The organism is Halobellus rarus (assembly GCF_024494595.1).
Lineage (GTDB): Archaea > Halobacteriota > Halobacteria > Halobacteriales > Haloferacaceae > Haloquadratum > Haloquadratum rarum.
The window spans coordinates 1-17,250 of the sequence record NZ_JANHDI010000007.1 but is presented as its reverse complement, the minus strand read 5'-3'; the positions used below and the strand labels follow the sequence as shown (position 1 = coordinate 17,250).

At 68.0% G+C, this 17,250-nt stretch carries 16 protein-coding genes and 1 pseudogene; 7 read left to right on the top strand and 10 right to left on the bottom strand.

Annotated elements, in window-relative coordinates; translation table 11 throughout:
- The first annotated feature begins 25 nt into the window (after positions 1–25).
- The gene (hisE, locus tag NO876_RS08360) at positions 26–328 is read left to right on the top strand and encodes a phosphoribosyl-ATP diphosphatase (protein ID WP_256421237.1); all 303 of its coding nucleotides are present in this window, start codon (positions 26–28) and stop codon (positions 326–328) included.
- A 54-nt stretch (positions 329–382) separates the two neighbouring features.
- On the opposite strand, the pseudogene NO876_RS08355 reads toward hisE, so the two are convergent.
- From NO876_RS08355 to NO876_RS08335, 5 genes and pseudogenes are all read right to left on the bottom strand, one after another.
- Positions 383–1,201, bottom strand: a pseudogene (locus tag NO876_RS08355) (sensor histidine kinase); the annotation flags it as partial.
- Positions 1,202–1,741: 540 nt separating this feature from the next.
- Positions 1,742–2,410, bottom strand: coding sequence for an NADPH-dependent F420 reductase (npdG, locus tag NO876_RS08350; protein WP_256421236.1), 669 nt, complete (start codon positions 2,408–2,410; stop codon positions 1,742–1,744).
- Positions 2,411–2,553: 143 nt separating this feature from the next.
- On the bottom strand, positions 2,554–2,766 hold the full coding sequence (locus NO876_RS08345; protein WP_256421235.1) for a hypothetical protein: 213 nt from the start codon (positions 2,764–2,766) through the stop codon (positions 2,554–2,556).
- A gap of 42 nt (positions 2,767–2,808) precedes the next feature.
- Positions 2,809–3,204, bottom strand: coding sequence for a hypothetical protein (locus tag NO876_RS08340; RefSeq protein ID WP_256421234.1), 396 nt, complete (start codon positions 3,202–3,204; stop codon positions 2,809–2,811).
- A gap of 7 nt (positions 3,205–3,211) precedes the next feature.
- Positions 3,212–4,081, bottom strand: a complete 870-nt coding sequence (locus tag NO876_RS08335; protein ID WP_256421233.1) for a TIGR01548 family HAD-type hydrolase — start codon at positions 4,079–4,081, stop codon at positions 3,212–3,214.
- 120 nt (positions 4,082–4,201) lie between these two features.
- Between NO876_RS08335 and leuS the strand changes: the two genes are divergently transcribed.
- Positions 4,202–7,141, top strand: coding sequence for a leucine--tRNA ligase (leuS, locus tag NO876_RS08330; protein ID WP_256421232.1), 2,940 nt, complete (start codon positions 4,202–4,204; stop codon positions 7,139–7,141).
- Positions 7,142–7,183: 42 nt separating this feature from the next.
- Here leuS and NO876_RS08325 read toward each other — a convergent pair whose 3' ends face one another.
- Positions 7,184–7,594 carry a Rieske (2Fe-2S) protein gene (locus NO876_RS08325; RefSeq protein WP_256421231.1) on the bottom strand — a complete coding sequence of 137 codons (411 nt, stop codon included), beginning with the start codon at positions 7,592–7,594 and terminating at the stop codon, positions 7,184–7,186.
- A 145-nt stretch (positions 7,595–7,739) separates the two neighbouring features.
- Between NO876_RS08325 and NO876_RS08320 the strand changes: the two genes are divergently transcribed.
- The gene (locus tag NO876_RS08320) at positions 7,740–8,033 is read left to right on the top strand and encodes a MarR family transcriptional regulator (RefSeq protein ID WP_103992892.1); all 294 of its coding nucleotides are present in this window, start codon (positions 7,740–7,742) and stop codon (positions 8,031–8,033) included.
- Between the two features lie 123 nt (positions 8,034–8,156).
- Positions 8,157–8,969, top strand: a complete 813-nt coding sequence (gene ubaA, locus NO876_RS08315; RefSeq protein ID WP_256421230.1) for an SAMP-activating enzyme E1 — start codon at positions 8,157–8,159, stop codon at positions 8,967–8,969.
- A 37-nt stretch (positions 8,970–9,006) separates the two neighbouring features.
- Here the strand turns inward: ubaA and NO876_RS08310 are convergent, their stop codons facing one another.
- Positions 9,007–9,687 (bottom strand): helix-turn-helix domain-containing protein, encoded by a 681-nt coding sequence (locus NO876_RS08310; protein ID WP_256421229.1) that lies wholly within the window; start codon positions 9,685–9,687, stop codon positions 9,007–9,009.
- An 86-nt stretch (positions 9,688–9,773) separates the two neighbouring features.
- On the opposite strand from NO876_RS08310, the gene NO876_RS08305 reads away from it, so the two are divergent.
- The 3 genes from NO876_RS08305 to NO876_RS08295 all read left to right on the top strand — a co-directional run bounded on the left by NO876_RS08305 (position 9,774) and on the right by NO876_RS08295 (position 15,347).
- Complete coding sequence (locus NO876_RS08305) at positions 9,774–11,444, top strand: NADH-quinone oxidoreductase subunit D (RefSeq protein WP_256421228.1); 1,671 nt, start codon at positions 9,774–9,776, stop codon at positions 11,442–11,444.
- Between the two features lie 383 nt (positions 11,445–11,827).
- Entirely contained in the window at positions 11,828–14,578 is a 2,751-nt protein-coding gene (mutS, locus tag NO876_RS08300) for a DNA mismatch repair protein MutS (RefSeq protein WP_256421227.1), read from the top strand.
- A gap of 106 nt (positions 14,579–14,684) precedes the next feature.
- A complete protein-coding gene (locus tag NO876_RS08295) occupies positions 14,685–15,347 on the top strand; it encodes a potassium channel family protein (protein ID WP_256421226.1) in 663 nt (220 codons plus the stop codon).
- A 358-nt stretch (positions 15,348–15,705) separates the two neighbouring features.
- On the opposite strand, the gene NO876_RS08290 is transcribed toward NO876_RS08295, so the two are convergent.
- The 3 genes from NO876_RS08290 to NO876_RS08280 form a co-directional block, all read right to left on the bottom strand.
- Entirely contained in the window at positions 15,706–16,128 is a 423-nt protein-coding gene (locus NO876_RS08290) for a YeeE/YedE family protein (protein WP_256421225.1), read from the bottom strand.
- Positions 16,125–16,682 (bottom strand): YeeE/YedE family protein, encoded by a 558-nt coding sequence (locus NO876_RS08285; protein WP_256421224.1) that lies wholly within the window; start codon positions 16,680–16,682, stop codon positions 16,125–16,127. Before NO876_RS08285 ends, NO876_RS08290 begins: the two co-directional genes overlap by 4 nt.
- Positions 16,683–16,721: 39 nt before the next feature.
- Positions 16,722–17,250 (bottom strand): MBL fold metallo-hydrolase (locus tag NO876_RS08280; protein ID WP_486606389.1); only part of this gene is annotated, 529 nt, incomplete at its 5' end.

Below are 17,250 nucleotides of genomic sequence, written 5' to 3'. Positions count from 1 at the left end.
TTTTCCGACCGCGACACCTAGGCGTATGGAGTCGGACACGCCGCCGGCGGAGGTCCTCGACGAACTGTTCGCGACGATCGAGGACCGGAAGGAGACGCTCCCGGAGGGCTCGTACACCGCGTCGCTCTTCACCCACGAGAAGGGAGAGAACGCCGTCCTGGAGAAACTCGGCGAGGAGACGACCGAGACGATCCTGGCCGCGAAGGACGACGACGAGGAGGAACTGCTGGCCGAGAGCGCCGACCTCGTGTATCACCTGCTGGTTCTGCTCGCGATGGAGGACGTCACGCTGGAGGACCTGCGGACGGAACTTCGCGACCGGTTCTGAACGCCGTGTGCGACCGGCGTCGGCGCGTCGACATCGAGCGATGCGTCCGAGGCGCTATTCGTCGACGCACTCGACGCCGAAGATCTCGAACCGCGCGCCGCCGTCGGCCCCGTCGGTCGCGCGGACGTCCCACCCGTGTGCCTTCGCCACCTGCTCGACGATGCTCAGCCCGAATCCGGTCCCGTCCTGACTCGTCGAATACCCGGTGTCGAAGACGTCCTCACGTTCGTCCGCGGGGATTCCCGGACCGGTGTCCTCGACGTAGAAGCCGTTCGGAAGTTCGCCGACGGTGACGGTCACGCCCGTACCACCGTGCTCGACGGCGTTGCGGACGAGGTTCTCGAAGAGCTGTTTCAGTCGGCTCTCGTCGGCGCGGACGGTTCGGTCGAGGTCGGCTCGGAGCGTCGCCTCGCTCGTCGCGACGTTCGCCCAGCACGCCTCCAGAACCGCGTCGAGGTCGACCGGTTCGGGGTCAGTCACGACCGCACCCTCCCGGGCCAGCGTGAGCAGGTCGTCGATGAGAACTTCCATCCGGTCGTGCGCCTGCGCGACGCGATCGAGGTGCTCGCTGTCGCACTCCTCGCGGGCCAGTTCCAGCCGTCCGTCGGCCACGTTCAGCGGGTTCCGAAGGTCGTGGGAGACGACGTTTGCGAACTCCTCGAGCCGCTCGTTCTGCCGCGTGAGTTGCCGCTCTCGGGCCTCGAGTTCGCGCGTTCGCTCTTCGAGTTGTGCCGTCCGCACCGTCGCGCGCGTCTCCTGAATGCCGATAGCCAGTCCGCCGACCGAACCGATCATCAGCGCGATGGCCTGCGTCCCGACCGACCACTCGGCGGTGACGCCCGGGTGGAGGTCGCGTAGCAGGATGAACCCGAACATCACGACGATAGCCCCGACGACCCAGGCGATGAGTCGCGGGTAGTACCGAGGGACGATGTCCGATCGGGGCATCCAGCGCCCGGTGTACAGCAGGATGCTTCCGGGGACGCCGACGAACAGCAGGTCGAAGAGCGCGACGGCGAGCGGGCCGTCGCTGAAAAGGGCCAAAACGGCCTGGGAGACGCCGACGGCGAGGACGAGGACGCCCGCGGCGAGCACGAGCAGCGGCACCGACGACGCCGGGAGGACCGAGGTGTGCTCGTTTCTCGCCGCCCCTGACGGATCCATCGTACTGCTACGCTCTCGGGTGCGTCGGATATAGTTGACTGTCGCATCAGCGGGTCGCTGCATCGATCAGTCTCCTCGGCCGCTCCGGGACGGCCTCTTCCCCCCGCGGACAGCCACGGCCGATCGGTCACCTCCCGCGTCGTCCTGCAGTCGGAGACGGTCGGATCAGGAGCGCGAGCGAGCGTCGGACGACGCTCGGTGAGAGACGCGCAGAGCGCGCCCGCGACACGCGACGACGGAAGGACCGAACTACTCGAACCGCACCCCGAGGTCCGCCAGCCCGTCGTTCTCCCGCGCGACGTTGATCAGGAGCGGCGGCAACGACTCGACTTCGGCGGCGTTCGCGAGGCCGCCCGCGTCGAGCGCCCGGAGGCCGTCGATGTCTTCGATCAGTCCGGCGACGGCGCCCTTCGCCCGATCGTCGTCGCCGACGAGCAGCGCGTCGATCCCGAGGTCGGCGTCCAGGTCGGCGAGGCGGCCGGCGGGGAGAGTGTGAAGCGCGCCGACGACCGGGACGTCGTCGGGGGCGGCGTCGGCGACGAGCGCCGCGACGCTGCCCGCGCCCGGCGGGTGCGCGTGGAAGCCGTCCTCGTCGCGCTGCATCCCCGCCGCGGGCGTGACGAGGACGTCGTCTGCCCCGAGACCGTCTGAAACGGATTCGACGGTGTCGGCGACGTTGTACGGCGGGACCGCGAGGACGACGACGTCGGCGCGGTCGGCCGCCATCCCGTTCTCGAAGCCCGTGATCTTGACGTCGCGACCGTGCGCCGCGACGGTTTCGGCGTACTCGTCGGCCGCCGCGTGCGCGTCGTCGGGGTCGCAGGAACCGATCACGACGTCGTGGTTCGTGTGGAACGCCCAGCGGAGCGCGAGCCCTTCGCCAAGGTCCCCGGTTCCGCCGAGCAGTGCGATTCGCATAGGAGTCCGTGCGGAACCGAGGGGGTAAAGGATTGTGAGAAGCGGCGAGCCGGAGTTCGAAGGGGAATGGCGAGCCGGAGTTCGAGGGGGAGAATGGCGAGTCGGTGCGCGAGCGGTGAGACGACCGCGCGCCCGCCGTTCCGTTACTTCGACGCGGAGACCGCGGGGGCGTATACGACGAGGAACCCCAGCAGGGGCGCGACCAGAAGCGTTCCGAAGAGTATCCCCGTTCGGACCGTCGTCTCCGGCGGGAGCAGGCTCCACAGTCCGAGGCCGAGGACGTCGACCACCAGGACCACGGCGACGAACCGGAGGAGGTTCGATTTCACGTCGCCGAGTGGGGAGTCGTCACTCATCGCCGATCGGCCCCTCGACGCCGGCACGGCGGCCGCGTCCGCTCACGCCGCCGCCTCCCGGTTCCAGCGCCGCGGGTTCAGCCGCCGGGCCTTCGTCGCGGCGAGCCAACCGGCGGCGAAGGCGAACAGACTCGGGCCGGTTCCCTCGTAGCCGAGCGAGCCGAGCGCGACTTGCCCGACGACGGCGACCACAAAGAAGACGACGTACTGGACGGTCTGATCGCCGGGCTTCTCGTCGGCCGAGATCGCCCCCAGCGAGAGGCGCGCGGCGATCGGTGCCACGGCGGCGAACGTGACGAGCGCGACGACGAGCGGCACGACGCCGGTCAGGTCGGGGACGGGCACGAACGCGGGGACGAGCACGAACGCGACGACGAGCGCGACGAGGGCGGCGAACACGACGGCCCAGATCAGTCGTTCGATCCGGAGCGCGTTCATCCGGCAATCACTCCCCGAACAGCAGCCCCGGGAGGTCGTTCACGGAGTCGACGACCGCCGCCGCGCCGACTGACTCGTAAGCCACTCGTCCCGACTCGCCGGTCAGCCCGCCGGTGAGGACGCCGATGCCGTGGTAGGTCCGATGGGGGTCGACCTCGGCGGCGTTGACGGCAGTCTTCACGTCGTCGAGGGTATCGCCGGCGAAGGCCACGCTGTCGGCGTCGAAGCGCTCTGCGAGCGTCGTGAGCGCGCTCGGGTGCGGCTTGCCCTCCGCCCAGTCGTCCATCGTGAAGCGGTGCTCGTCGGGGAGGTCGAGGCCGACGCGTTCGAGCGCGATGTCGGCCTCCGCGGCCGGTCGACCGGTGAGGACGCCCACCGCGGCGTTCGATGCGAGCGCGTCGAGCGTTTCGGGATCGACGAGGACCGGTTCGTCGTGGATGTAGCCGGCGGTCTCGAACGGCGGGTCGCCGCCTTCGAGGTCGCGGTACAGGTCCGCGCCGAGGTACAGCGCCTGGAACGCGTCGCGAAGCCCCTCGCGGTCCCAGTCGTCGCGTACTGCGGCGAAGGCGTCGTCGCCGAGGTGGTCGGCCGCGACCGACTCGGCGGCGTCGAGACCGCCGCCCGCCGCCTCGATCCCGTCGGCGAACGTCGCGAGGTCGATCGCTTCGCGCTCGTCGACGAGGACGTACAGCGCCGCCGCGTACGTCACGTCCCAGTCGTTGTTGAAGCCGCCGGCGTCCTTGAACAGCTGGACGTCCTCGCGGTCGATCGTCCGGCCGCACAGTCGCTCGACGGACTCCACGATGGCGCGCCGGTAGGAGTCGGCGACGTCGAGGAGGACGCCGTCGATGTCGAGGACGACCGCGTCTGCGTGCATACCAGAACGCGGCCGGCCGGCGGCCTTAGCGTTGTCCCTTCCGCGCGGGGTCCCTCCACGAGAAGACGCCGCCCGTCCGAGTTAGGAGCTATTTTACCGTCCCGTTCAGTGAGGGTAGGTATGGACTACGACCCGCAGGAACTCGAAGCGCGCTGGCGCGAGCGGTGGGCCGAGGAGGGTCGCTACGAGGCCGATCCGGCCGAGGCCGAAGCGGCGGCCGCGGTCGATGCTGATGCCTCCGATGACGCCCCCGACGTCTCGGACGCCACTGACGCCGACAGCGACGATCCCACGTTCATCACGGTCCCCTATCCGTACCCCAGCGGCGGGATGCACATCGGGCACGCTCGGACCTACACCGTCCCCGACGTCTACGCCCGCTACCGACGGCAGCAGGGCGACAACGTGCTCTTCCCGATCGCCTGGCACGTCACCGGCACGCCGATCATCGGCGCGGTCGAGCGGCTGAAGAAGGGCGAGGAGGAACAGCTCTCGGTCCTCCGGGACACCTACAACGTCGCCGAGGACACCCTCGAAGACCTGGAGACGCCGATGGGCTACGCCCGGCACTTCATCGAGGAGCACTACAAGAAGGGGATGAAGGACCTCGGGCTCTCGGTCGACTGGCGGCGGGAGTTCACCACCAACGACGACCGGTACTCGAAGTTCATCACCTGGCAGTACGAGACGCTGCGCGACCGCGGCCTCCTGGAGAAGGGCCTCCACCCCGTCAAGTACTGCACCAACGAGAAACAGCCGGTCACGACCCACGACTTACTCGAAGGCGAGGAGGCGGAGTTCCAGGAGTACACCCTGATCCGCTTCGGTCACGGCGACACGGTCGTGCCGATGGCGACGCTCCGGCCGGAGACCGTCCGCGGCGTCACGAACGCCTACATCGACCCCGACGCCGACTACGTGATCGCCGACGTCGACGGCGAGGAGTGGTTCGTCTCCGCCGCGGCGGTCGAGAAGCTCCAGTTGCAGGGCCACGAGGTCGTCTCCAAGCGCACGGTCTCGGGCGAGCACCTCGTCGGCGAGCGCGTCACCAACCCGATCACCGGCGACGAAGTCCTCGTTCTTCCCGCCGACTTCGTCGACGCCGAGAACGCCACCGGCGTCGTGATGTCGGTGCCGGCGCACTCGCCGGACGACTACGTCGCCCTCCAGGAAGCGAAGGCCGACGACGAGCGGATGGCCGAGTACGGGATCGATCCCGCCGAGGTCGAGGCGATCGAACCGATTCCGATCCTCTCGATCGAGGGCTACGGCGAGATCCCCGCGAAGACGGCGGTCGAGGAGGCCGGGATCGAATCCAGCACCGATCCCGCGCTCGAAGCGGCCACCAAGGAACTGTACAACAGCGAGTTCCACCGAGGAGAACTGAACGACGAGTACGGCGAGTTCGCCGGCGAGGTCGTCGAGGACGTGAGAGGCAGATTCCGCGACGCCTACCGCGACGAGGGCGCGTTCGGGACGATGCGGGAGTTCTCCGAGGAGGTCGTCTGCCGCTGCGGCGGCGACGTCGTCGTCGCCGAGCAGGACACGTGGTTCCTCCGCTACAACGACGAGGCCTGGAAGCAGAAGGCTCACGACGTCGTCTCGCGGATGGAGGCGATCCCGGAGAACACCCGCGGCGAGTACGATCACACGATCGACTGGCTGAACGAGTGGCCCTGCATCCGGAACTACGGGCTGGGCACCCGCCTGCCGTGGGACGACGAGTTCGTCATCGAGCCGCTGTCGGACTCGACGATCTACATGGCGTACTACACGATCGCCCACCGGCTCGATGAGATCCCCGCGGCGGACCTCGACAGAGAGTTCTTCGACGCGCTCTTTTATGGATCCGACGCCGTCGACGACCCCGACGAGCGCGCGCTGGAACTGCGCTCGGAGTGGCTCTACTGGTACCCGGTCACCTACCGGTTCTCCGCGAACGACCTCATCTCGAATCACCTGACGTTCTACCTGTTCCACCACGCCGAACTGTTCGACCAGTCGCAGTGGCCCGAGGGGATCGTCATCATGGGAATGGGCCTGCTCGAAGGCGAGAAGATGTCCTCCTCGAAAGGTCACGTCGTCCTCCCGGGCAAGGCCATCGAGGAGTACGGCGCGGACACGGTTCGGTTCTTCCTCCTGAACTCGGCGGAGCCGTGGCAGGACTACGACTGGCGCGCCGAGCAGGTCGCCTCGGTGCGAAATCAGCTCGAACGCTTCTGGAACCGCGCGCAGGACGTCATCGACGATCCGGGCCCCGAGGAACGTCCCGAACTCGCGACGGCGGACCGATGGCTGCTGTCGCGGCTGCAGCGCACCGTCGAGACCGTCACCGAGGCGATGGAGGGCTCCGAGACGCGAACGGCGAGTCAGGCCGCCTTCTACGACTTCGAGGAGGACCTGCGGTGGTACCGCCGCCGGACGAACGGCTCGCGGCCCGCCGCGCGGTGGACGCTGCGGGAGGTCTTGGAGACCCGCCTCCGCCTGCTCGCGCCGTTCGTCCCGTTCCTCACGAACGAGCTCCACGAGCGGCTGACGGGCACGCCCGCGGAGGACGCCCCGTGGCCCGAGGTCGACGAGGACCTGCTGGACCGCGGGATCGAGGCCGCGGAGACGCAGGTCGAACGGCTCGTCGAGGACATCCAGGGGATCCAGCAGTCGCTGCAGAACGCCGAGGAGGACGTTCCCGAGGCCGATCCCGACCGGATCCGGATCACCGTCGCCGCCGACTGGAAGCACGACGTCTTCGCGACGGTCGCGGATCTGGGCGCGGACCAGGGCGCGGTGATGGGCGAGGTGATGCAGGATCCCGACCTCCGCGAGCGCGGGAACGCAGTCAACGACCTCGTGGGCGAACTGATCGAGTTCGCCCGCGGTCGCGACGACGACGAACTCTCGACGCTCGCCGAGATCGACGAGAGCGACGCCTACGACGGTGCTGCGGACTTCCTCGCGTCGGAGTTCGAGGCCGAGATCGTCGTCCAGCGAGAGGGCGACGACGTCGAGGCGCGCAAGGGGGCCGTACCGTTCCGTCCGGCGATCGAACTCGAAGCGGAGTAACGCGGTTCCTCTCCGGGTCCGCCGTGACACGCTCGGGCCCGATCAGAGCGAGATGTGCGACGTCGACCCCGGCCCGTCGTCGGCCCCGCCCGCGTGCAAGAAAGCGTAGTTGTCGTCGGTCAGGAACACCGAACCGGACTCGACGGCGACCGCCACGCCGGGGAGTTCGGTCCCGGCGGCGGGTCCGTTGTCGCACGCGCCCGAACAGGCGTCGAACATCGAGCCGTGCCGCGGGCAGACGATCTCGCCGTCGCGGATCGCCGCACCGTCGCCCCGGTCGAACCGCTGGCTCTCGTGGGTACAGGTGTTGCGCCACGCCTCGATTCCCGGATTCTCCTCGCATCGGACCAGAATGACTTCGGTCTCGTTGGTGAACGCGTCCGTCGCCGTGAAGCGGTACGATCCCGATTCGGGGACGTCGTCGACGTCCGCGATCTTCGTGCCCTCCGGCATCGACTGCAGATAGCCACGGCTGTCGCAAAAGCGTGACGTCCGGGGTGGTTACCCGTCTGTAACCCGCTATCAGACCGTTATTCGGCCTTCCTCGCCGCCCGGACTCGCGAAGGTTTATGACGGTTCGGCCGCTGAATACGACCTAATGGCAGAGGCAGAACAGGAGAGTCTCGACGACCTCCCGCCGAGCGCGAAACTGGTCTTCAAGGTACTCGAATACAACGGACCGCTGACCCAGAAGGGGATCGTCCAGGAGTCGATGCTGTCGGCTCGGACGGTCCGATACGCGCTCGAACGGCTCGAAGGCATCGACGTCGTCGACGAGGACGTCTACTTCGCGGACGCGCGGCAGAATCTCTATCAACTCACCGACGACGCGCCGGAGACCCACCCCGCCGAGGGCGACGCCGACGAGGCCGAAGCCTGCTGCGCGGAGTGACGTTCCGAACGGGACGTCGCGCGGTCGGCGGTACAGTCGCGTCCGGGTCCGACCCGTGACCGACAGAGACGGTTCGCCGATCGTTCCACGAGAAGTTATCCCGCTCGCCGACCGAGGACACCTATGTCACTCTCACTCGACTCGACGCAGTTGGACCGGTACTCCAGACACATCATTATGGACGAGGTCGGCCCCGAGGGGCAGGCGAGCCTGCTCGATTCGCGGGTCCTCGTCGTCGGCGCGGGCGGCCTCGGCGCGCCAGTGATTCAGTACCTCGCCGCCGCGGGGGTCGGCACGCTCGGCGTCGTCGACGACGACGTCGTCGAGCGGAGCAACCTCCAACGGCAGGTCATCCACGGCGACGACGACGTCGGGCGGCCGAAGGTCGACAGCGCCGCCGCGTTCGTCGAGAACTTGAACCCCGACGTCGACGTCGAGACCTACGAGACGCGGTTGACGAAGGAGAACGTCGACTCGGTCGTTCCGGGCCACGACGTCGTCGTCGACGCCTCCGACAACTTCCCCACGCGCTATCTGCTGAACGACTTCTGTCGCCTCCGGGAGATCCCCATCGCTCACGGCGCGATCTACAAGTTCGAGGGCCAGATCACGACGCTCACTCCCGAGGGCCCGTGCTATCGGTGTCTGTTCCCCGAAGCCCCCGAACCGGGGACGGTTCCCGACTGCGCGACGACGGGCGTGCTCGGCGTCCTCCCCGGGACGGTCGGCTGCATCCAGGCGACGGAGGCGGTGAAACTCGTCTTAGACGCCGGCGAGACGCTGACCGGTCGGCTGCTGTTCTACGACGCGATGGAGATGAGCTTCGAGACCGTCCCCTACCAGCAGAACCCCGAGTGCCCGGTCTGCGGCGACGGTCCGATCGACTCGATCGACGACGTCGAGTACACGGACGCGTGTACGATCGGCGCGGAGTGAAGGGGAAGAATCGCCGCCGGACCCGTCTCCGGGACCGTCACGCCCGACCGCCGGGGACCGCGTCGACGACCCGTCGCAACACCGTCGCCTCCGCCTTCCTGAGGTGTTCGGCTGCGGTGCCGGTCGAACAGCCGAGTTCGGCGGCGACGGCGTCGAGCGTCGCCTCGCGGGTCTCGTTGTAGTAACCGTGCCGGACCGCGACGCGAAGCGCCTCTCGTTGCCGGGGCGTGAGCGCCGCCGTCGGGTCCGTGAACCGACCGTCGTACGATCGGATCTTCCGGACAGTCACCCCGACGTCTGAGGGGAGACCGTCGATCGCGGTCTCGACCTCGTCGGGAGCGCCGACGATCGAGACGTCGATACACCGGTCGTCGCGGTAGACGATCGGGGGCACGACGACGACGCCCGTGTCCAGAAACGCCGCGGTCAGTCTGGCGTCGGCGCTGCGCTGATCTTCGGTGACGACGAGATGGAAGCCGCGACGCGATTCCTCGTGTGCCACCTCGTACTCCAGGATCGACTCCTGGTCCTCCAAGGCCGCGGTGTACGCGTCGATATCGTCGCCGTCGACGAAGAACACGAGGGTGTTCCGCTGGCCGACGGCGGGGTTCCAGTGGCGCAGCCGCGTCGCTCGGAACCCCGGCGTCTCCGCGACGAACGCGTGCATCGGGTGGACATAGGGCGACGGCAGATCGAGTCTGAGCTGGACCGATCGCATCGAGATCGAGTGGTAGACGGAGAAATAAAAATTCACCTCAGCTGTGAGGCAGTAGTTCCAGAGGTCTCACCCGCGAGTATCCGCGTATGCAGACGCCGCCCGAGCAGTCATCGACGCCCGAGGTTGGCGATCAAGAGCTATCGGCCGTCGACGCTGCAATCGAGTCCCTCGAAGCGCAGTTCCGAGTCCGTCGGGAGACGCACGAGCACGCGCCCGCGGTCGTCGTCCGTCCCGACGGGGTACAGGCGGTCCTCCGGGACCTCCGCGACGAGGCGGGGTTCGACCACCTCTCGTGTGCCACCGCCCAGGAGTATCCGGACCGCTACGAGACGATCTATCACCTGAAGCGGTACGACGATCCGAGGACGGAGCTGAGCGTCGTCGTCCCGACGCCGGGTGACGATCCTGTCAGCGAGTCGGCCGCGCCCGTCTTTCCGACCGCCGGGTGGCACGAACGCGAGGCCTACGACCTCGTCGGCATCGAGTACGCCGACCACCCGGACCTGCGTCGGCTCCTCCTTCCGGAGACGTGGCAGGGGCATCCGCTCTCGCTGGAGTACGACGAGGATCGACCGCAGATCGTCCCGTACACGGAGAACGTGAACCCGATCGAGGAGGACGAGCGCGCGGGCGACACGCTGCTTTTGAACATCGGACCGCATCATCCGGCGACCCACGGCGTCCTCCACCTGCAGGTGGTCCTCGACGGCGAGCAGGTGGTCGACGTCGACCCCGACATCGGCTACATCCACCGCTGCGAGGAGCAGATGTGCCAGTCGAAGACGTACCGTCACCAGATTATGCCGTACCCCGACCGCTGGGACTGGGGCGGTGCGGGGCTGTTGAACGAGTGGGCCTACGCGCGGACCGCAGAGCGACTCGCTGGCATCGACGTGCCGACGTACGCCCAGGTGATCCGGACGATGGCCGCGGAGCTCTCGCGGATGCTCTCGCACTTCCTGGCGGTCGGCGCGTACGCGCTCGACGTGATCGGCGACTTCACGGCCACGTTTATGTACGCGATCAAGGACCGCGAACGGGTGCAGAACGTTCTGGAAGACCTCACCGGCCAGCGGCTGATGTTCAACTACTTCCGGCTCGGCGGCGTCGTCTGGGACCTCCCCGAACCCCGCGAGGAGTTCCTCGGGGAAATATACGACCTCGTGGACGACCTGCCCGAGCGACTGGCCGAGTACCACGACCTGCTCACCGGAAACGAGGTCATCCAGCTGCGGACCGTCGACACCGGCGTGCTCCCGGCGGAGACGGCGAAAGCCTACGGCTGTACGGGACCGGTCGCACGCGGCTCCGGCGTCGACTACGACCTCCGCCGGGACGATCCCTACGGCTACTACGACCAGTTGGAATGGGACGTCGTCACCGAACCCGACGGCGACAACTTCGCGCGGTTGCTGGTCCGGTTGCGGGAGATCGAACAGTCCGCGCGCATCGTCGAGCAGTGCGCGGATCTGCTGGCCGAGTGGCCCGACGACGAGCGGACGATCCAGTCGAACGTCCCGCGGACGATCAAGCCGGATCCCGACACGGAAGTGTACCGCGCCGTCGAGGCCGCGAAGGGCGAACTCGGTATCTACATCCGCGCCGACGGAACCGACTCGCCGTCGCGGTTCAAGATCCGTGGCCCCTCGTTCTCGCACCTGCAGGCGCTCCCCGAGATGGCCCGCGGGGAGTACATCCCGGACCTGATCGCGACGCTCGGCAGCCTCGATACGATTATGGGCGAGGTGGATCGTTGAGGGCGGTATCGCCGATCGCTGTCGTCATCGACGGCCCGCCTCGACCGCCGAATCGTCACCGACGGCTCTCTCACGCCACCGAGGACGACACCGGCAGCCCTACTCGACCACCGAACCCGTCACGACGCGGCGCGCTCGGCTGAGATGGGGCGAACAGTCGGCACCCGCTCGGGACACTCACCAGTCCTCCCCGACTGGCGACCGTTCCCGGATCCCGCGCCGACGTGCCGAGCAACCGCGGCCCGACGCGGGGTCTCGCTTACGTCACGTCGGTGCTGGCCGCCCGTTCGTATATAAATCTCCGTCGGAGGCGACCGACGTGGAAGACGACCGAAGAGCCCCCAGACCGTAGCGTTTTATCACCCAGACGCCCACGTGCGGGTATGACCTCGCAGGGGATCGTCGAGCAGTTTCTCGCTCTGAAGTCCGAGACGGACGCGGACGTGCTGACGATGCAATGCGGCGACTTTTACGAGTTCTTCGCCGACGACGCGGAACTGGTCGCCGACGAGTTGGATCTGAAGGTCTCACAGAAGTCCTCCCACGGCTCGTCGTACCCGATGGCCGGCGTCCCGGTCGACGACCTCACGCCGTATCTGAAGGCGCTGGTCGAGCGCGGTTACCGGGTCGCCGTCGCAGACCAGTTCGAGGACGAGAGCGGCGACCACTACCGGGAGGTGACGCGCGTCGTCACGCCGGGGACCCTCCTCGAAACCGACGACGCCGACGCGCGCTACATCGCCGCCGTCGTGGGCGACGGGAGCGGATCGGGCGGTTCGGACGGGTCGGACGGCTCCGCCGGGGTCGGCCTGGCGTTCGCGGACGCGACGACCGGGCAGTTCCTCGTGACCGTCGCCGCCGACGCCGACGACGCGCTCTCGGAGCTGTATCGCTTCTCGCCGGTCGAGATCCTCCCGGGACCGGACGTCCGCGCCGACGACGAGTTCACGCGACGCCTCCGCGAGGAGACCGACGCGTCGGTGTCGCTGTTCGAGGCCGACGCGTTCGCCCCCGGGCGGGCGAAACACGCGCTCGGCGAGCAGTTCGGCCGGGAGACGCTTTCGAGCGTCGGCCTCGACGACGCGCCCGCGGTCCGGGCCGCCGGAGCGGTGCTCCGCTACGTCGAGGAGACCGGTGCGGGGGTGTTGCCGTCGATGACGCGGCTGCGGACGTTCGAGACGAGCGAGCACCTCGAACTCGACGCGACGACCCAGCGCAACCTCGAACTCACCGAGACGATGCAGGGCGAGCGGACGGGAACGCTCGTGGACACGATCGATCACACCGTGACGAGCCCCGGGGGACGGCTCCTCCGGGAGTGGGTGACCCGCCCCCGACGCGACCGCAAAGAGTTGGACCGGCGGCTCGACTGCGTCGACGCGCTCGCGTCTGCCGCGCTCGCCCGCGAACGCGTCCGCGACGCGCTCGACGGCGGCTACGACCTGGAGCGCCTAGCAGCGCGCGCGACGTCCGGCAGCGCCGACGCCACGGACCTCCTCGCCGTCCGGGACACGCTCGCGGTCCTCCCCGCCTTCGCCGACGCCGTCGAGGGCTCGCCGCTCGCCGCCTCGCCGCTCGCCGATATCGTCGACCGTCCGGACCGGGACGCCGCCCGGGAGATACGCGGGGAACTCGAATCGGCGCTCGCCGACGACCCGCCGAAGACGGTCACGCAGGGCGGCCTGTTCCGCCGCGGCTACGACGACGAACTCGACGAGTTGCTGACGCGCCACGAGGAGGCCAGCGAGTGGATCGACACCCTCGCCGAGCGCGAGAAGCGACAGCACGGCCTGAGCCACGTCACCGTCGACCGTAACAAGACCGACGGCCACTACATCCAGGTCGGGAAGTCAGTCGCCGACGAGGTGCCCGAGCATTATAAAGAAATCAAGACGCTGAAGAACTCAAAGCGGTTCGTCACCGACGAACTGGAGGAGCGCGAGCGGGACATCCTCAGACTCGAGGAGGCCCGCGGCGACCTGGAGTACGAGTTGTTCTGTGACCTCCGCGATCGGATCGCCGACCACGCGGCGCTGCTGCAGGACGTCGGCCGCGCGCTCGCCGAGGTCGACGCCCTGGCGTCGCTGGCGACCCACGCCGCCGGCAACGACTGGGTCCGTCCCGAACTGACGGAGCCGGGGCCGCTCGACATCGACGCCGGTCGACACCCCGTCGTCGAGCAGACGACCGAGTTCGTCCCGAACGGACTGCGAATGGACGAAAAGCGGGGGTTCCTGCTCGTCACCGGGCCGAACATGAGCGGCAAGTCGACGTATATGCGCCAGGTCGCGCTCATCACGCTGCTCGCCCAGATGGGGAGTTTCGTGCCGGCACGGGCGGCGACGGTCGGCGTCGTCGACGGCATCTACACCCGCGTCGGCGCGCTCGACGAACTCGCGCAGGGTCGATCGACCTTCATGGTCGAGATGCAGGAGCTCTCGAACATCCTCCACTCGGCCTCCGAGGACTCGCTCGTGATCCTCGACGAGGTGGGGAGGGGAACGGCGACCTACGACGGCATCTCGATCGCGTGGGCCGCCACGGAGTACCTGCACAACGAGGTGCGCGCGAAGACGCTGTTCGCGACGCACTACCACGAGCTGACGTCGCTGGCGGAGCATTTAGAGCGCGTCGTGAACGTCCACGTCTCAGTCGATGACAGCGGGGAGAGCGTGACGTTCCTCCGGACGATCGAGGACGGACCGACGGACCGCTCCTACGGCGTCCACGTCGCGGAGTTGGCGGGCGTTCCCGACCCGGTCGTCTCCCGCGCCGACGAGGTGCTCGCGCGCCTCCGCGCCGACGAGGCGATCGAAGCTCGCGGGAGCGGCGGCGGAACGGGCAGCAGTGAACCCACGCAGGCCGTGTTCGACCTCTCAGCGGGGGAGTTCGCCGGCGGCGGGGAGACGAGAGACGGCACCGGCGCGGCCGCCGAAGCGAGCGCGGCCGACGGCGGTCGAGCGGAGGGCGCGTCGGCGACGGGCACGGCGTCCGGTGACGAGTCCGCGGCGACCGAGCATCGGCCGGAACTGGAGGACATCGCAACCCAACTCGACGACCTGGACCTGAACGAGACCTCGCCGATCGAACTGATGGCGACCGTCCAGAAGTGGCAGGAGCGACTGGACGAGTAGCCGCGATCGATGTACTCGACGGGCGGGTGTTCCAGCACCCGACCAGCCCGCCGCACCCGAATCAACGGGTCTACGCTTTTGTACCCGGAGTGTGTTACGTTGGCATATGTCGTTCATCATCGTCGGGTACGGACGAGTCGGCAGGCGGACTGCCCGGATTCTCCACGAAGAGGGGTACCCGGTCGTTGTCGTCGACAACGACCCCGACAGGGCCGACCGCGCCCGCGAGGCCGGCTTCGAGGTCGTCGAAGGAGACGGGAGCAACGAGTCGGTCCTGAAGCGCGCGGGCGTCGAGAACGCCGTCGCGCTCGGCGGACTCACCGGTGATCCCAACATAAATTTCGCTGCCTGTATGATCGGCAAGGACTTCGGCTGTCGGGTGGCGATGCGGATCAGCGAGGACTTCCGAGAGGAGATCTACGACCGCTACGAGGAGGACGTCGACGAGGTCATCTACCCCGAGCGGCTCGGCGCGGCGGGGGCGAAGACGGCGCTGCTCGGGGGGAGTTTCAACGCGCTCGGCGAGCTGACCGAACAGCTACGGCTCACGACGGTGACGATTCCGGAGGGCGCACCGGTGATCGGACGGAAGGTCAACGACATCGACCTCGACGATTTCGGCCGGGTCTACGCCCACGGTCGAAAGCGCGAGGCGATGACGATCCCCCTGCCCGGGACGATCGTCGAGGCCGGCGACCAGCTCGCGCTGGTGGTCGACGACGAGGACGACGGACTCGAACGGGCGCGTTCGACGCTCCTCGGCGAGTAGTCGGGGAGCGCAATACGATCGAGGGATTACGAGAGCGAACGGAAATCGTCCGATGCGTCGTCGCGGGGGACGACGACGCGCCGTCGAACCGGGGTGCAACGTCCGCGTGTTGGGCGCGCGGTGGGAGGATGGGAACTGAGGCCGTCAAAGGCTGTTGTGGTCCCTCACCGGCGGTCGCGTCGAATGGGGAAGCGACCGCCGAGAGAGGGTACGACAGCCCTCGGCAGCGGGACGGAATGACCGTCCCTGGGAGTGCGCGCCCGATCGTTTGCTCTTCCGTGTCACACTTAAAACCGCGTCAGACGACCGGCAGACTGCGTCCGTGTCAGCCCCCGCACGACTCGGGAGCGAAAAGGGATCAACTCCGCCAGTACCCCTGCAGGTACGCGCCGACGAACATCCCGGCGAGCGCCCACAGGATGGTGACGTTACCGATACCGAGGCTGGCGTAGGCCGCGCCGGGACAGATCCCCGACAGCCCCCAGCCGACGCCGAAGATCGCGCCGCCGATCAGGACGTTCCTATCGAACGGTTTCAGCCGGCGTTCGTACCGGCTTCCGGTCAGCGGTGCACGATCCCGGATCCGCGGCAGTACCGCGAAGGCGATCCCGGAGACGATCGCCGCGCCGAACATGACGAACGGCAGTCCGAGGTCTTCGAACTGAAGGAAGTCCAGCACGACCTCCGGCCGCGCCATATGACTGAATCCCAGTCCGAACCCGAAGATCACGCCGCCGACGAGGATCAGCGGGATGAACAGGGGATGGCGGTCCTCGCTCATGGGCTCACCCCCAGCGCGGCGACGACCTGCGCGGTCACGATAGCGACGAGTAGGAACGTCGCCACGCCGACGAGCGAGGTCTTCGACGCCGAGCCGACGCCGCAGACGCCGTGGCCGGAGGTACATCCCTTACCGATCCGGGTTCCGATCCCGACAAGGATGCCGCCGAAGAACAGCCGCCAGGGCTGGACGGCGGTCGTCCAGAGCGTAACGCCGGCGACCTCGTACAGTTCGCCCGTCGTTCCGGGTTCGTAGAGCGACGTCGTGACAACGCCGGACTGTACCGTCGCAGCGAACGCCAGACCGCCGAGGACGATGCCGAGCGTGAAGACGACTCGCCAGTCCCGCGAGGAGACGTACTTCTGGAACCGCGACTGGTCGGAAACGTACGACAGCGTCGACTCGAGGAACGTACTCGCTCCGGCCGGGATGCCTGTGCCGATGTAAATAACGATCACGCCGAGACCGACGAGGAGCCCCCCGACGGCGTAGCGACTGATCCCGTTCGGGAACAGTTCGGCGAATATCTGCAGCGGAAGTGGATCTGTTACCATTCGTGTGTTATTGGGTCGTGTATTTTAGAGTCGTTCGCCTCAGTCTCCGGCGAGAGATTCCTGGCTGGCCGCGCAGTTGTTCGGGCCGAGTTCCAGGGTGAACGCCTCCTCGTCGTCGACGGCGTTCTGTCCGAGGTTCGTCGCGATGATCTCCTCGTAGTTCGCCGGCCGCGGCGGCATATCCGAGAGGATCACCTCCACGAACTCCGATTCCTCCATCGTCAGCGCGTCCATCTCCGCTTTCAGGTCGCCGATCGGGGCCGTGTACGTGCCGTCTTCCGCTGGTTCCGCGGCATCACTGAAGTGCGCGCCGCCGACGAGCGTGTCGTCGGGCAGGGAGAGCACGCGCTCTTGGAGGGACTCGTAGAGCAGTCGCGCGGCGTCGGGCGCGCCCTCGTCGCCCTCTTCGAGGTCCGGGCGGGCGACGCTCTCGATGAACAACCCGTCGCCCGTCGCCAGCAGGCTCTCGTCGAGTAGGTACGACGTCATGCCCGTCGTGTGCCCCGGCGTGGCCACGGTCTCGACCGTCGCTTCTCCGACACTGAACGTGTCGCCGTCCTCGGCCGTC

What these genes read in the sequence shown, in the direction of transcription:
- NO876_RS08290 (WP_256421225.1), bottom strand. Translation starts at nt 16,128, where the DNA reads ATGAGCGAGGACCGCCATCCCCTGTTCATCCCGCTGATCCTCGTCGGC.
- NO876_RS08285 (WP_256421224.1), bottom strand. Translation starts at nt 16,682, where the DNA reads ATGGTAACAGATCCACTTCCGCTGCAGATATTCGCCGAACTGTTCCCG.
- NO876_RS08310 (WP_256421229.1), bottom strand. Translation starts at nt 9,687, where the DNA reads ATGCGATCGGTCCAGCTCAGACTCGATCTGCCGTCGCCCTATGTCCAC.
- NO876_RS08295 (WP_256421226.1), top strand. Translation starts at nt 14,685, where the DNA reads ATGTCGTTCATCATCGTCGGGTACGGACGAGTCGGCAGGCGGACTGCC.
- leuS (WP_256421232.1), top strand. Translation starts at nt 4,202, where the DNA reads ATGGACTACGACCCGCAGGAACTCGAAGCGCGCTGGCGCGAGCGGTGG.
- ubaA (WP_256421230.1), top strand. Translation starts at nt 8,157, where the DNA reads ATGTCACTCTCACTCGACTCGACGCAGTTGGACCGGTACTCCAGACAC.
- NO876_RS08340 (WP_256421234.1), bottom strand. Translation starts at nt 3,204, where the DNA reads ATGAACGCGCTCCGGATCGAACGACTGATCTGGGCCGTCGTGTTCGCC.
- hisE (WP_256421237.1), top strand. Translation starts at nt 26, where the DNA reads ATGGAGTCGGACACGCCGCCGGCGGAGGTCCTCGACGAACTGTTCGCG.
- NO876_RS08325 (WP_256421231.1), bottom strand. Translation starts at nt 7,594, where the DNA reads ATGCCGGAGGGCACGAAGATCGCGGACGTCGACGACGTCCCCGAATCG.
- NO876_RS08345 (WP_256421235.1), bottom strand. Translation starts at nt 2,766, where the DNA reads ATGAGTGACGACTCCCCACTCGGCGACGTGAAATCGAACCTCCTCCGG.
- mutS (WP_256421227.1), top strand. Translation starts at nt 11,828, where the DNA reads ATGACCTCGCAGGGGATCGTCGAGCAGTTTCTCGCTCTGAAGTCCGAG.
- NO876_RS08320 (WP_103992892.1), top strand. Translation starts at nt 7,740, where the DNA reads ATGGCAGAGGCAGAACAGGAGAGTCTCGACGACCTCCCGCCGAGCGCG.
- NO876_RS08305 (WP_256421228.1), top strand. Translation starts at nt 9,774, where the DNA reads ATGCAGACGCCGCCCGAGCAGTCATCGACGCCCGAGGTTGGCGATCAA.
- npdG (WP_256421236.1), bottom strand. Translation starts at nt 2,410, where the DNA reads ATGCGAATCGCACTGCTCGGCGGAACCGGGGACCTTGGCGAAGGGCTC.
- NO876_RS08335 (WP_256421233.1), bottom strand. Translation starts at nt 4,081, where the DNA reads ATGCACGCAGACGCGGTCGTCCTCGACATCGACGGCGTCCTCCTCGAC.